General features: G+C 71.1%; 7 protein-coding genes. 5 read left to right on the top strand and 2 right to left on the bottom strand.

Annotated features, from left to right (window positions below):
- From ACWBNA_RS20435 to ACWBNA_RS20415, 5 genes are all read left to right on the top strand, one after another.
- Positions 1-1,618, top strand: a 1,618-nt coding sequence (locus tag ACWBNA_RS20435) for a C40 family peptidase (RefSeq protein ID WP_482705861.1), incomplete at its 5' end; no start/stop codon positions are given.
- A gap of 429 nt (positions 1,619-2,047) precedes the next feature.
- On the top strand, positions 2,048-4,945 hold the full coding sequence (locus ACWBNA_RS20430) for a glycosyl hydrolase 115 family protein (RefSeq protein WP_482705874.1): 2,898 nt from the start codon (positions 2,048-2,050) through the stop codon (positions 4,943-4,945).
- 352 nt (positions 4,946-5,297) lie between these two features.
- A complete protein-coding gene (locus ACWBNA_RS20425) occupies positions 5,298-6,689 on the top strand; it encodes a cytochrome P450 (RefSeq protein ID WP_482705860.1) in 1,392 nt (463 codons plus the stop codon).
- Positions 6,673-7,680 carry a (-)-alpha-amorphene synthase gene (locus ACWBNA_RS20420; protein WP_482705859.1) on the top strand — a complete coding sequence of 336 codons (1,008 nt, stop codon included), beginning with the start codon at positions 6,673-6,675 and terminating at the stop codon, positions 7,678-7,680. Before ACWBNA_RS20425 ends, ACWBNA_RS20420 begins: the two co-directional genes overlap by 17 nt.
- A 163-nt stretch (positions 7,681-7,843) precedes the next feature.
- Positions 7,844-10,753, top strand: coding sequence for an ATP-binding protein (locus ACWBNA_RS20415; RefSeq protein ID WP_482705858.1), 2,910 nt, complete (start codon positions 7,844-7,846; stop codon positions 10,751-10,753).
- Positions 10,754-10,771: 18 nt separating this feature from the next.
- Here the strand turns inward: ACWBNA_RS20415 and ACWBNA_RS20410 are convergent, their stop codons facing one another.
- On the bottom strand, positions 10,772-12,235 hold the full coding sequence (locus tag ACWBNA_RS20410) for an alpha-amylase (protein ID WP_482705857.1): 1,464 nt from the start codon (positions 12,233-12,235) through the stop codon (positions 10,772-10,774).
- A complete protein-coding gene (locus ACWBNA_RS20405) occupies positions 12,232-14,949 on the bottom strand; it encodes an MGH1-like glycoside hydrolase domain-containing protein (protein WP_482705856.1) in 2,718 nt (905 codons plus the stop codon). The genes ACWBNA_RS20410 and ACWBNA_RS20405 overlap by 4 nt, the downstream gene beginning before the upstream one ends.
- Positions 14,950-14,979 lie beyond the last annotated feature (30 nt).

Here is a 14,979-nt window from a genome sequence, read left to right as displayed (position 1 = left end):
GGCCGCCGCCCGGCCCGCGCGCCCGGTGGCCGCTCCCGGCGTCCCCGCCCAGGCGGCTGCCGCCCGCACCGCCCCGGAACTGACTGCCGGGTCCGCACCGGCGCTGCCATCCGCGCCGGTGAAACAGCAGGAGGCCTCGACGGAGGCGGCGCCCAGGGCACTGCCCTCCGCCACAGCCGAGTCGGGGCAGTCCTCACTGCGGACCTCGAAGGAACGCATCCAGCGCCAACTCGCCACGGCCCGTGACCTGCTGGCCGCCCGCACCGCTCAGGCTTCCCAGCCGAGCACGTCGCTCACGGCGACCGAGTCCGGCCCGGCCGAGGACATGTGGGCCGCCCCGGCCCCGGAGACCCGCCTCGATCCCGACCCGCTCTGGCAGCGACAGCAGTTCACCGCCACCACCATGACCCCGCCGCGCGCCATGGAGACGCCGCTGGCTGTGGAGACGTCCTTGGGCATGGACTCGCCGTTCAGCACGGGCACGTCTTTCGCCGGGGAGACACCGCTCACCACGCACTCGCCCTTCACCACGGAGGCGGCGGTCGCCCCCGGCACGTCCATCGCCATGGACTCGCCGCCGGTCACGGCATCCTTCGCCACGAACACGCCCTTGAGCACGGAGACAGCGTTCACCGCGGGTACGTCCTTCGCCACGGGCACGTGGCCGGTCACGGACGCATCCATCGCCACGGGTGCTCCACTGACCACGAACACGCCCTTCACCACCGGCACGCCCTTCGCCACGGACACGCCCCTCACCACGGACACGCCCTTCACCACCGGCACGCCTCTCACCACGGACACGTCCTTCACCACCGGCACGTCCTTCGCCACCCAGTCGCCGCTCACCACCAACACGCCCTTCGCCACGGGCACTTCGCCGGCCACCGACGCATCCTTCGCCATGGCCACGCCTCCCCCCATGGGCGCTCAGCTCACCGCAAACACACCCCTCCCCATGAACGCGCCCCTCATGGACGCGTCGCTCGCCATGGACGCCTCGGTTGCCATGGCGGCGCCCGCCGCTGCCGCTCCGCTCCCCGCGTACACGCCGCTGCCCGCGGACGCATCCCTCACGTTCGCCGCCCCCACCCCCACGACCCCACCCAGCTCCGCCCAGCCCGCTTTCGGCACCACCGCGCCCTTCCCCACAGCCGCGCCCTTCCAAGGGGACGGCACCTCCGGCGCGGGCATCCCCCTCGCCCCTGCGGCGCCGGCACCCGTCGGCCTGCCTCAGGCACCGGAAGCCCCGGCCTACGAGCCCAAGGCCTCCCGCGCACTGGCCTTCGCCCGCGCCCAGATCGGCAAGCCGTGCGTCTGGGGTGCGGCCGGTCCGGGCTCGTACGACAACACCGGCCTCACCCAGGCCGCCTGGCGGGCCGCCGGCGTGGACCTCCCCCGCACCACGGCCGCCCAGGCGGCCTCCGGCACGCCGGTGTCCCTCGCCGACACCGGCGTCGGCGACCTGGTCTTCTTCTACGACGACCTCAGCCATGTCGGCCTCTACATCGGCAACGGCACGATGATCCACGCGCCGGGCCCGGGGGCCTACATCCGCGAGGAATCGGTCTTCTACGCCGGCGAGTCGGCGATCCGAGGGGCGGTACGGCCCGCCTGAGCGCCCGCAGGACGCCGCACGACCGGCATCGTCACGCGCGCGGCACACCTGCGGCACACCCGCCGACACGCCCGTGGCGTCGCCGCACCCGCGGCACGCGCGTCGCACCGACGGTGCCGGTCCCGTCCAGCCGACGCCTCGTCACCCCGGGCGCCTCACTCGCACGTCCGTCCCCCTCACCCGCACCCCCAGTCACGCACGACTCTGGACGCCTCGTCCGGCCCTGGCCTAAGGTCGACAGCAAGCGCTTTCTAGCACTTCCAGCGCTCTCCAATTCGGTCTACTCCCAGCCCCCTGCGCCCAGCCCTGCCGGACGGTCCGCACGAGGGGCCGCCGAGGGTGCCCGGGGCGGAAAGGAAGCGTCTCGTGCCGCACAACGAACCGCCGCATCCCTCGCAGCCATGGACCCGCAAGTCTTTCCTGCGGGGAATGACGGCCGTCGGGGTCGCCCCGCTGCTCCCGGGGGTGTTACCCGCGACCGCCCGGGCCGCCGAGGCCACCCCGTCGGACCGCCCGGCCTTTCCCCTCGTCCAGGGCGGCGTCGCCGTGGACGTGTACGTGGACGCGGCGGACGACCAGGCCGTGGTCCGCGCGGCCGGGGATCTGCCCGCGGACATCGAACGGGTCAGTGGCGTTCGCCCGCGGTTGCTGCACACCCTGCCCGAACGGGCGGCGCACCTGGTCCTGGTGGGCACGCTCGGCTCCAGTCCCGTCATCGACCGGCTCGTCGCGGACCGGCGTCTGGACGTCGCCGGGGTGAAGGGCCGCTGGGAGGCGTCGGTGACCCAGGTGGTGGAGCGTCCCTTGCCGGGAGTGGACCGCGCCCTGGTGATCGCGGGCAGCGACCGGCGCGGCACGGTCTACGGCGTGTACGACACCTCGGAGCGCGTCGGCGTCTCCCCCTGGTACTGGTGGGCCGACGTGCCCGTCGAACGCCGTGACACCGTGACGGTGCCGGCGGCCCCTCTCAAGCGGCGTGAACCCTCCGTCCGCTACCGGGGCATCTTCATCAACGACGAGCAGAACCTCACCACTTGGTCGCGTCGGACCCAGGAGCCGGACAAGAACATCGGGCCCGAGACGTACAAGCGCGTCTTCGAACTGCTACTCCGCCTGAAGGCCAACTACCTGTGGCCGGCCATGCATCCGTACTCCGACTTCTTCAACAAGCACCGCGAGAACCCCGAACTCGCCGACCGCTACGGCATCGTCGTCGGCTCCAGTCACCCCGAGGCGCTGCTGCGCAACGGCGTCCACGAGTGGGAGCCGTGGGCGAAGGAGCGTCCCGGCGCGGACGGCACCCTGCCGGTGTACGACTACACGGTGAACCCCGGTGTCATCTCCGACTACTGGAGAGCCAGAGCGCGGCAGAACGCGTCGTACGAGAGCAGTTGGACGCTCGGCATGCGCGGGCTGCACGACTCCGCGCTGGAGACGAAGTACGCGACGACCATCCCGGAGAAGGTCGTGGTGATGAACGACATCATCGCGGACCAGCGTCGGATCCTGGCCGAGGAGGTCGGTGCGGCGGCCGAGCCGCAGATCTTCATCCCGTACAAGGAGGTCCTGGACCTGTACAACGCGGGCGTGCGGGTCCCCGACGACGTCACGCTGATCTGGCCGGACGACAACCACGGCAACATGCGCCAGCTGCCGAACGAGGCGGAGCGCGTCCGCGCGGGCGGCAACGGCATCTACTACCACCTCTCCTACTGGGGCCGTCCGCGCAGCTATCTGTGGCTGGACACCACCCAGCTGTCGAAGGTCTGGCAGGAGTTGCGCCGCGTGTACGAGCACGGCGTCGACCGGATGTGGATCTTCAACGTCGGTGACGTGAAGTCGATCGAGACCGGGCTGTCCTTCTCCATGGACATGGCCTGGGACGTGGACCGGTGGGACGCCGACGATGTCGAGGACTTCGTGGCCGAGTGGGCCGGGCGGCAGTTCGGGCGGCGCCACGGACCGGAGATCGCCGCGATTCGTACCGAGTACTACCGGCTCGCCGCCGAGCGGCGCCCGGAGTTCATCGACCGCACCATGTTCTCCGTCATCCACCACGGCGACGAGGCCGGACGCCGGACGGACGCCTACGCCCGGCTGCTGGAGCGTGCCCGGGCGCTGGGCGCCAGGCTGCCCGAGGCCTACCGGGACGCCTACTACGAGCTGGTCGAGTACCCGGTGCACGGGGCGTACTTGATGAACCTGAAGTACTACTGGGCGGACCGCAACGCGCTCGCGGTCCGGCAGGGTCGGGGGGCCGGCACGAACCGCTTCGCGGACCTGGCCGAGGCCGCCCATGCCGAGGAAGCGGCGATCACCAAGCGGTACAACACCGAGGTGGCGGGCGGGAAGTGGGACGGAATCGTCAATCCGTACCCCTCCCAGATCCCGAAGGCGCCTGGTCGTCCGGCCGTCACCAGGGTCGCCCGGCAGGAGACCTCAGGGCTCGGGGTGGCGGCCGAGGGGAACGAGACCGGGGCGGACCGGCCACTGTCCTTCTCCTCCTACACCCGCGGCCGGCGTTTCGTGGATGTCTTCAACACCGGTTTCCTGAGCGTGGACTGGGCGGCCGAGGCCGGTCACCCGTGGGTTCGGCTAAGCACGACGGGCGGCTCGATCACCGAGCAGACCCGGGTGTGGGCGGAGATCGACTGGGCGCGCGCTCCCGAGGGGGCGCAGGAGTCGACGGTCGTCGTCACCGGTGCGGGGCAGCGCTTCGAGGTGCCGTTGCGGGTGGTCAACGACGGGGAGCGGGCACGAAGGCGGGCCCGTGGGTTCGTCGAGGCACACGGCTACGTGTCGATCGACGCCGTGCACTTCGAGCGCCGGGTGGCGCGCGGCGGATCCCGTTGGCGGACCGTGCGCGGGCTGGGCCGCCGCACAGGTGCGGTGGAGGCGGTGCCGTCGACGGCCACCCCCGTCACGGGGGACTTCGCCGGCCGGGCGCCGGAGTTGCGGTACCGGGTGCGCTTCGTGAGCGCCGGGGCCTTCCCGGTCACCGTCTTCCGGCTGCCCTCCCTCGATGAACGCGGTCACCGCCGGATCGCCGTCGCCCTCGACGACCAGCCGGTCACCGTGCTGTCCGGACAGTCCGTCGCCACCGGCAACCGCGGCGACGCCTGGGCCCGCAACGTGGAGGAGGGGATCGAGAAGCTGACCGCCACCATCACCGTCGCCGAGCCCGGCGAACACGTCCTGCGGCTCTTCATGGTCGACCCGGCGATCGCGGTGGACCAGATCGTCGTCGACACCGGCGGCCTGCCCGTCACCTATCTCGCGCCGCCGGAAAGCTATCACCCGGAGTTCAACCCCGATCCCCACCTCTGATCGGCCGGCCCGTCCATTCCCTTCGGATTCGCCGCATGCGAAAAAGGAGCACGAAAGACGTTTTGAGTGACAGGAGGTGACAATTCTTGGGTGCATTGCGCACCCAAGGTCGCCCGCTCAATGCGTCTTCGTGCTCCCGTGCGCCCCCGCGCACAGGGGATTCGGGGCACCGTCAGCAGCCTGGACTGGGCAGGACATGTCTCGAACGCCAAGTCGGTGGGCCAACCACCGACTTTCCTGCGTCGACCGAGACAGGTGGTATTCAATGAGCAATGCCGTACCTGAGACAGAACGAGCATGGACTGTGGGTACTGCTCCGGGCATATTCCCGTCCATCGGCCACTCTATCGCCTTGTTCCGTCGGCCGCTAGATTTCCTGAATTCCCTGCCGGCCCGTGGTGATCTGGTCGAGATGCGCCTGGGCCCGCTCCGCGCCTGGATGGCGTGCCACCCCGAAGTGGCCCACCAGGTCCTCATGGACACCCGGACCTTCGACAAGGGAGGACCGCTCTACAACAGGCTGCGGCCGCTGATGGGCGACGGACTGGTGACGTGCGGCCACAGCACGCACCGACGACAACGCCGGCTGCTGCAACCCGACTTCCGTTCCTCCCGGGTGGCCGGCCACACGGACATGATGGGCCGGGAAGCCGAGTCGCTGTGCCGTGGCTGGCGAGCGGGGGAACAGATCGACGTCAGCGCGGCGACGATGGCCCTGACCACTCGGGTGATGAACCACGTCCTCTTCTCCGACTCGCTGCGCGGCGCGGCGGCAGCCGAGGTGGGCGACTGCCTCGCCGTCATCGTCCGCGGCCTGTTCGTCCGTACGGCCGTGCCGGTCGACGCACTGTTCCGCGTCCCGACGCCCGCGAACCTGCGCTTTCGGCGGGCGTTCGACCGTGTGCACGCGATCGTGGACGAAGTGGTCGCGGAACGCCGGAACGGCGGCCCGAGCGAAGGCCGGGAGGACATCCTCGAAACCCTGCTGGCGGCCGCCCGCGAAGAATCCTCGGCGGTCACCGACCAGGAGGTCCACGACCAGCTCGTCACGCTGCTGCTCACCGGCTCCGAAAGCCCCTCCAACTGCCTTGCGTCCGCCCTCGATCTGCTGGCCCGGCATCCGGAGGCGGAGCGTCGCCTGCACGCCGAGGTCGACGCCGTGGTCGCCGGCCGGCCACGGCCCGGCCCCGACGAACTGCCGCGGCTCACCTACACCCGATGCGTCGTCGCCGAGACCCTGCGGCACCGCCCGCCCGGCTGGCTCTTCACCCGCATCACCACCCGGGAGACGACGCTCGCCGGGCAACGACTGCCCCCCGGGACCACCGTTCTGTACAGCCCCTACCTGCTGCACCACGACCCCGACTCGTTCCCCGAACCCGAGCGCTTCCTTCCCGAGCGCTGGCTCCCGGGGCGGGCCACCGCCGATCCGCGCGGCGCGATGCACCCCTTCGCCGCGGGCAACCGGAAGTGCATCGGCGACACCTTCGCCATGGCGGAGGCCACGCTGGCCCTCGCCACCATCGCCGGCCGCTGGCGGCTGCGCCATCTGCCCGGGTACGCCGAACGGCTGCGCCCAGCAGCGACGTTGGGGCCCCGGTCACTGGTGATGACGTGCGAACCGCGTGCACACGCACCGGCCGGCACAGCGCCCCATGCACGCCCCCTCGCTCCCCGAGCAACCAAAGCCGCCCGCGCACAGGACCCCCGAACGGCAGGTGACAACGGTGTCGACGACGCATGAGGACCTCGCAACGGTTCCGCAGGACGTGATCACGTCCGGCAGCCTGAGGGATCTGATCGACGCCCACCTCTACATGCCCTTCCCGTTCCAGAGCAACGGCCACTCCGCCGAGGCGGCGGCGGGCGTCGACACCTGGCTGCGTGCCTGGGGACTGACCGACGACCCCGCGGTGGCGGCCATGATCACCGCCACGCGCCCCGCCCAGCTCGCGGCTTACAACAGCCCATCCATGGACGCCGATCTCCTCCAGATCGTCGCCAACCAGATCGCCTACCAGTTCATCTTCGACGACCGGGCCGAAGAGGTCGGCCGTCGCCAGCCGGGCAGGCTGCTGCCCATGCTGGCCGAGAGCGTCGAGATCCTGAGGGACGGCCGGCCCCCCAGCACGCCTCTCGGCGCCGCCCTTGCCGACCTCCACCGACAGGTCCGGCAGCGGTGCACGCCGGCGCAGGCGGCGCGCTGGGCGTGGAACAGCCGTGAGTATGTGCACGGGCTGTTGTACGAGGCGGTGGCCCAGAGCGACTCCGTGCCCGTACGGACGGGGCTGTGCAAGTCGATCCGTTCACTGATCGCCGGCGTCGAACCGTTCCATCCGCTCTGCGAAGCCGCACAGCCCTGCGAACTGGCTGCCGAGGAGCTCCACCACCCCGTCATGCGGCACCTGGGGCGTTTGTCGGCCGACGCGGCGGTGTGGATCCCCGATCTCTTTTCCGCCGTCAAAGAGCAGCGAGCCGGTGGCCTGATCAATCTCTCCCTCGCCTATCAGCGATCCCAGCGGTGCTCACTGTCCATGGCCGTCATGCTCACCATCCGGTTGATCAACAGTACGATTCGTGAGTTCGAGGCGATATACGACGAGATCAAACCGGGGCTGAGCCCGGCCGGCATCGGCTACGTGGACGGCATGGCCGGTTGGATCCGCGGATGCTATTTCTGGTCCCGCACCGTGCCTCGTTATGCGGACACGGCGGAGGCGGCCGCCATTCCGTGAGCGAAGGCGCGACATCATACTGGAAGAACCGACGAGTGAGTCGCTGTCGTGGATATTTCACTCCCCTCAATGTTCTCCTGCCCGAACACCGCCGCCGGGTGTTCGTGTGGGCGTACGCTCGGCGCCGTTCTCCGCGGATCAACAACAGGAAGCGGTAGCGCACATGGCGCCTGGGCTGCGGCAATCCCTCACCGAACACCGTCCGTTGCTCGAACGCCGGCGGGAGCTGCAGGCGCTCGACTCCGCACTGACAGAGCTCCGCGAAAGGGCCGAGGGGGTGCCCGGCACACCGGCGAGCGAACTGCTCACCTTCGCCGGTCCGGCCGGCATGGGGAAGACCACGCTCGTCACGGCGGCCCGCGCCCGGGCCCTCGCGCGGGGATGCACGGTGCTCTCGGGCAAGGGTGGCGAGAACGAGCAGGGGCTGGCGTTCCGCGTGGTGCGCCAGCTCCTCCAGCCCACCCTGGCCTCGATGGACGAGACAGAGCTCCGTGCCTTCCTGGGGAGTTGGTACGACATCGTCGCCGTGGCGCTCGGCCTCGAGGCGACGGCCACGGCCGCTGTGCCGGACCCGACCGGGGTGCGTGACGGACTCGACTGGGTGATGACCCGCCTGGCGATCACGAAGGCCCCTGTCGTGCTGCTCCTGGACGACCTGCACTGGGCCGATCCCGAGTCCCTCGGCTGGCTGGCGTCCTTCGCGCCGAGGGCCGCCGATCTTCCCCTGCTGATCGTCGCCGCCTACCGGCCCGACGACATGCCGCCCGAGGCCCAAGGTTTCCGCACGCTGGTGGAGCATCACGGGAACCGTCCCCACGCCCTGGCGCCGCTCAGCGCCGACGGCGTCGCGCGGATCGTCAGGAACGAGGTGGGCGAGGCGGCCGAGGACGAGTTCTGCGACGAGTGCTGGGCGGCCACCGGAGGGAGCCCGTTCGAGGCCGTCGAACTGGCCATCAGGCTCGGCGAGCGTCAAGTGAGGGGCGTGCGACACGAGTTGCCGGTGATGCGGGACCTCGCGGCGGCCGTGAAGGGCCCCGGCCTGCTCGAGCGCCTGCACCGCCTCGGTCCGTCCACCGTCCGCTACGCGTGGGCCGCCGCCGTACTGGGCGGGTCCTTCTCGCCGGAGCTCGCCGCGACGCTCGCGGTGATCGGCGCCGAGGAGTCCTCGGAGGCGACCGAGCGGCTGCGCACCGCTCGGATTCTGGCCGACAGCCAGGCACCCGGTGGCGGACTCGAGTTCGCCCACCCCTTGGTGGCCACGACGATCTACCGGGACGTTCCTTCACAGTTGCGTGTCGGCATGCACAACAGGGCCGCCGAGGCCGTCCGCGCTGCGGGTTTCGGCCCCACGGCCGCCGCCCGGCACCTGCTGGAGGTTCCCTGCGACGGACGGTCCGAGGCGGTCGAATGCCTTCGCGCAGCCGCTCGTGAATACCTCCGTTCCGGGGCCCCGGAGGCCGCCCGACGGGTCCTGAGCCGAGCCCTGCAGGAGCCGCCGCCCGCGGAGGACCGCGCGGCCATCCTTCACGAACTCGCCTGCTCGACGTTCCTGATCGAACCCAAGGCCACGGTCAGCCACCTCCGGGAGGCGCTGGCGGAGACCGGCGTCGACCCCGATCTGCGCGCCGCCATCGTCTACCGGCTCGCCCAGGCCCTGGCCCACACCGACCGGCTGGCCGAGGCCGCGGCGGTGGCCGGCGACGAGGCGCGGCAGGCCACCAGTCCCCGCATCAAACTGCGCATGCAGGCCGATCAGTTCGTGTGGAGCGCGTTCCGCACCGACGAGCCCGACTCCGCCTCCCGCTCCCGCAAGCTGGCGCGGCTGGCCGGCAAGCTGGCCGGCCGGGGACTTGAGGAGCGCTACATCCTGGGGCTGCGGGCGTGGGACGCACTGGTGCGGGGCGAGCCGCGGCGGACCGTCCTGGCGTGCGCCGACGACGCCCTGCGCGGGGGCATGAGCTGGACCGACGAGAACCGGGGCTTCGAGGTGCCGGTCTCCGTCGCGCTGGTGTTCATGTACTGCGACCAGCCCCGGCGGGCCGAGGAGCTGTTCACCAAGGGCATGGCGGAGTGCGAGACAAAGGGCTGGCGCGGCTCCCATCTGGCCCTGGGCCAGGCACTCCTGGGCTACATCCGCTACCGCCGCGGCTGCCTGGCCGAGGCGGAAGAACTCGCGCGGGACGGCCTGCGCATCGCCGACCGGGTCGAAGGCGCCGTACCCGCCCAGTGGTTCGCCATCGGCATTCTGATCCAGATCCTGCTGGCCCGTGGCCGGGTCGTCGCCGCCCGCCGGCTAGCCGACCAGTACCACTACGGCGAGGTCGTCCCGAACGCCGTGATCTACCCCGACCCGCGCACGGTGTACGCCGAACTGCTGCTGGCCGAGGGGCGGCGCTCGGAGGCCGCGTTCCTCCTGTCCGACGTCGGGGACCGGCTGGAGGCGCGTGCCTGGCGCAACCCGTCCTGGTGTGCCTGGCGGTTGGACCTGGCGTCCGCCGTCGCGCCCAGCACCCCCGACAGGGCGGTCCGTCTCGCCGAGGACGCCGTCAAGCGGGCCCGTGATTTCGGCGCGGCGTCCGTGATCGGTCAGGCGCTGCACGTGCAGGCCGAGGTCACCGGCGGCCCGGCGGCCCTCGATCTGCACGCACAGGCCGTCGAACACCTGGAGCAGTCCCCCGCCGCCTATGAACTGGCCCGTGCTCTGGTCGGTCACGGCGCCGCACTGTCCCGGAACAGCCGGCTCCAGGAAGCCGCCGACCGCCTCTACCGGGGACTGGAGACAGCCGTCCACTGCGGTGCCGAGGCCGTGGCCGCCCGTGCCAGGGAGGAGCTCTCCGCGGCCGGAATGCGCCCGCTCCCCCTGCGCTACGGCCAGACGGACACACTCACCGCCCACGAACGCCGGGCCGCCGAGATGACGGCCCAGGGACATGCGGTGACGGTGGTCGCGAAGGAACTGCACCTCACCGAGCAGGGCGTACGGCAACTGCTGTCCGCCGCCTACCGAAAGGTCGGCACCGACGCCGCGGGACTCGCCGGGGCGTTGAAGACCTTTCCGCGGCCCGTGCGGTGACGGTGACCGGAACAGCGGTCACGAGGTCCCCCGAGTGGGCACGGACAGGACGTGTCCGTGCCATGCGTCGAGGGCCACGAACAGGCCGGGGTCGGTCAGTTCGTCTCCGTCGCGGTGGTACGTCCGGTCCGTGAGGAGGTCGGTCAGGCGGTGCTCGCCGCCTCGGAGGTCGTCCCACGGGAGGGGAAGCCGTGCCTGGGCCGGGCGGTCGGAGTGGTTGACGACGACCACGTGGCGTGTGTCCTGGTGCGTCCAGGTCCATGCCAGCAGGTCGCGGTGGGTGTCGTTGTCCGGCAGGGCGGCCGGGGTCAACGGCCGCCATTCGCCCCGGCGTACGGCGGCCGCCACCCGCAGCAGACGGCCGTAGAACTCGCGCAGGGGCTCGTCGGCCGGTTCCTGCGGCCTGCGGGAGAGGAACACCGGTGGGCGTACCCGGCGGCCCTCGAACTGGCCCTCGTGCCAGAGCGTCGCACCGGGGAGGGTCGCGACGGCGGTGGCTGCCGCCTTTCCCCGTGTACCGGGCAGGGTGGTGGCGGCGCGCGGCTCGTCGTGGTTCTCGAGGAAGCGGACGAGGCCGTGCTGGTACGCGAGGTCGGCCCCGAGATGGGCGCGGACGGAGTCGGCGTTCTCGTGGCACAGACGGTCGTACAGCCGCTTGTCGTAGCAGTGGTCGAAGCCCTGCTGCCGGAGGGCTTGTTCGAGGTCCCAGTACGCCTCGGCGACGAAGAGGAGGTCCGGGTGGCGTGCGCGCACGTGCGGGATGACGTACGGCCAGAAGTCCTCGGCGGGGGCCGGTCCCGCCCCCTCGCCCCAGGTCTTGGCGAAGACGTCGTTCATCATCAGCATCGCCATGTCGCAGCGCACGCCGTCCGCCTGGTCGCCGATCGACACCAGGGTGTCCACGGTCGCCGTGCGCAGGCCGTCGGCGAAGGCGTTCAGCTGGGCCACGTCCGGCCAGGGCGGGAAGTACGGGTCGCGGCCCCGGGCGTAGACACGGCCGCCGGCCTCGACGAAGGCGTCCGGGGCGTGGGCCAGGTCGTCCGGCGTTCCCTGGATCAGGCGGTCGGGGTGGGCGGTGAGCCAGGGGTGGTCGGGAGCCACGTGGTTGGGGACGAAGTCGAGGATCAGCCGTAGCCCGCGGGCGGCGAGTTGGGCGCGGGCGGCGGCCAGGCCCTCCGGGCCGCCGAGGGAGGCGTCGACGACGTAGTTCCGTACGCAGTACGGGGATCCGGCGATGTCCGCCTCGGTGAGGTCGGGCAGGGCCTCGCGGAACGACGCCAGCAGGGTCTCGTCGCGCAGGGCGATGCCGAGGCCGGCCGGGCTGCGTTCCCAGACGCCCATCAGCCAGACGGTGTCGATGCCGGGCCGGGCGATCTCGTCCCACACCTGGCCCGGCACCTCGCCCAGGGTGACGCGGCGCCCGTGGCGCTCGCTCACCTCGCCCAGCCAGACGAGGGTGTTGATCTCGAGGATCACGGTCATGACAGGGGTTCCTCCCGGTCGTGCGCGGACCGTGGGGACGCGCGGCCGCCGCTGTGCCACTCGTCGGGGCCGAGGACGTGGAACAGCGTCGCGGTGGCCGCCACCAGTCCGGTCCAGCCGGTCTGGTGGGAGGCGCCGAGCCCTGCCCCGTTGTCGCCGTGGAAGTACTCGTAGAAGAGGACCAGGTCCTTCCAGTGCGGGTCCTTGGCGAACTTGGGCTGCGCGCCGTGCACCGGGCGGTGGCCGTCGGTGTCGGGCAGGAAGGTGGAGGTGAGCCGGTCGGAGATCTCGCGGGCGGCCTCGTAGAGGTTCAGCTGCCGTCCGGAACCGGTCGGGCACTCCACGGTGAAGTCGGGGCCGTGATAGCCGTGCAGGTTCATCAGGGCGCGGATCAGCAGGATGTTGATCGGGAACCACACCGGGCCGCGCCAGTTGGAGTTGCCGCCGAACATGCCGGAGTCGGACTCGGCGGGCAGATAGCCGACGCCGTACGGCCGGCCGTGCACGTCGAAGGTGTACGGGTGCTCCGCGTGGTGGCGGGAGAGGGAGCGGACGCCGTGCGGGCCGAGGAACTCGTCCTCGTCGAGCATGCGGGCCAGGATGCGGCGCAGCCGGTCCTCGCCGAACAGGGCGAACAGGAAGCGGCCCTCGGCGCTGGGGTCGCCGGCCGAGTGTTGCGAGACGAACGCCTCGACGGCCGGATGCCGTCTGATGAACTCCTTGGCGCCTTCGACCAGTTCGGGGAAGCCGCGGTCCGCCCGGCCGCCGATGACGCTGGTCGCGGCGAGCGGGATCAGGCCGACCAGGGAGCGCACCTTCAAGGGGGTCGCGCTGCCGTCGGGCAGCCGCAGGACGTCGTAGAAGAAGCCGTCCTCCTCGTCCCACAGGCTGGCGTTGTCCTTGCCGATGCGGTTCATGGCCACGGCGATCCACGCGAAGTGCTCGAACAGCATCTGTGCCTGCTCGACGTACACCGGGTTGTCGACGGCGAGTTCGATGGCGATGTCCATGAGGTTCTGGCAGTACAGCGCCATCCAGGCGGTGCCGTCGGCCTGGTCGAGGTGGCCGCCGGTGGGCAGCGGGGCGCTGCGGTCGAAGACGCCGATGTTGTCCAGGCCGAGGAAGCCGCCCTGGAAGACGTTGTTGCCGTCGACGTCCTTGCGGTTGAGCCACCAGGTGAAGTTCTTCAGCAGTTTCTGGTAGGCGTGCTCCAGGAAGGCGCGGTCGCCGCGGCCGGTGCGGTGCTTCTCCAGTTCGTAGACGAAGAGGGTCGCCCAGGCGTGCACGGGCGGGTTGACGTCGCCGAAGTTCCATTCGTAGGCGGGGATCTGGCCGTTGGGATGGAGGTAGTGGCGGTGCAGCAGCAGGTCGAGCTGGGACTTGGCGAAGCCGATGTCGACCATGGACAGGGCGATGGTGTGGAAGGCCAGGTCCCAGGCCGCGAACCACGGGTACTCCCAGGTGTCCGGCATCGACATGATCTCGTCGTTGACCATGTGGTACCAGCCGCTGTTGCGGACGCTCGGGTCGGCGGCGAGCGGGTCGACGCCGTGCTCGGTCAGCCAGCGCTCGACGTCGAGGTAGTAGTACTGCTTGCTCCACAGCATCCCGGCCAGTGCCTGCCGGACCACGCGTCGCTCGTCCTCGCCCATGCCGTCCGGCGTGATGCCGTCGTAGAAGGCGTCGGCCTCGGTGCGGCGCGTGTCCAGGACCTGCGCGAAGTCCTCCCAGGGGTCGGCGCGTTCGGTGTCGGTGAGGCGCAGGCGGATGGTGGCGCTCTGCTCGCCGGGGACGGTCAGGACGTGGTGGACGGCGGCCTTCGTACCGGTGCGCCGCGGGTTCACGGCCTGGGTCTCGCCGTGGACGACGTAGCGGTCGATGCCGTTCTTGACGTACGGCGTGGTGTTCGGGCTGCCGAAGACGCGCTCGTTGTCGGTCTCGTTGTCGGTGAAGAGGGTCTGAGACGTGCCCTCGTGGTACAGCCAGCGGGGACCGAGCTCTTCGTGGTCGGCGCGGACGGCACCCTCCGTCGCGCGCAGTGCGGGGACCGCCGAGCCGCCCGCCCACGACCAGGTGTGCCGGAACCAGAGGGTGGGCAGCAGGTGGAGCGTCGCCTCGTCGGGCCCGCGGTTGTGCGCGGTGATCTCGACCAGCAGGTCCTCCGGTCCGGCCTTCGCGTACTCGACGACGACGTCGACGTAGCGGTCCTCGTCGAAGACGCCGGTGTCGAGCAGCTCGTACTCGAAGTCGCCGCGGCCGCGGGCCCGGTTGGTGTCGACGAGGTCGCCGTAGGGGAACTCGCCCTGCGGGTACTTGTAGAGGTACTTCATGTACGAGTGGGTCGGCGTGTTGTCGAGGTGGAAGTAGTACTCCTTGACGTCCTCGCCGTGGTTGCCCTCGGTGTTGGTGAGGCCGAACATCCGCTCCTTGAGGATCGGGTCGCGGCCGTTCCACAGGGCCAGTGCGAAGCACAGACGCTGCTTGTCGTCGCTGACGCCGGCGATGCCGTCCTCGCCCCAGCGGTAGGCGCGCGACCGGGCCTGGTCGTGGGTGAAGTACGACCAGGCGTCGCCGTCGGCGCTGTAGTCCTCCCGGACCGTGCCCCACTGCCGCTCGCTCAGGTAGGGGCCCCAGCGCCGCCAGGGCGCCACGCCGTCGTCGGCCTCCGCGAGCCGCCGCCGCTCGGCGTCCCGTGCGTCCTCACCGGTCGTCATCGCCCACCATCCTCACGCCCCCGTCCGGCC

This window comes from Streptomyces sp. Q2, assembly GCF_056820935.1.
The sequence above is the reverse complement of the archived record's forward strand: the minus strand, read 5'-3'. Positions and strand labels throughout refer to the sequence as shown.

Bases quoted from the DNA above. Each gene is read 5' to 3' on its own strand.
- ACWBNA_RS20430 (WP_482705874.1), top strand. From the start codon at position 2,048: ATGACGGCCGTCGGGGTCGCCCCGCTGCTCCCGGGGGTGTTACCCGCG.
- ACWBNA_RS20415 (WP_482705858.1), top strand. From the start codon at position 7,844: ATGGCGCCTGGGCTGCGGCAATCCCTCACCGAACACCGTCCGTTGCTC.
- ACWBNA_RS20405 (WP_482705856.1), bottom strand. From the start codon at position 14,949: ATGACGACCGGTGAGGACGCACGGGACGCCGAGCGGCGGCGGCTCGCG.
- ACWBNA_RS20410 (WP_482705857.1), bottom strand. From the start codon at position 12,235: ATGACCGTGATCCTCGAGATCAACACCCTCGTCTGGCTGGGCGAGGTG.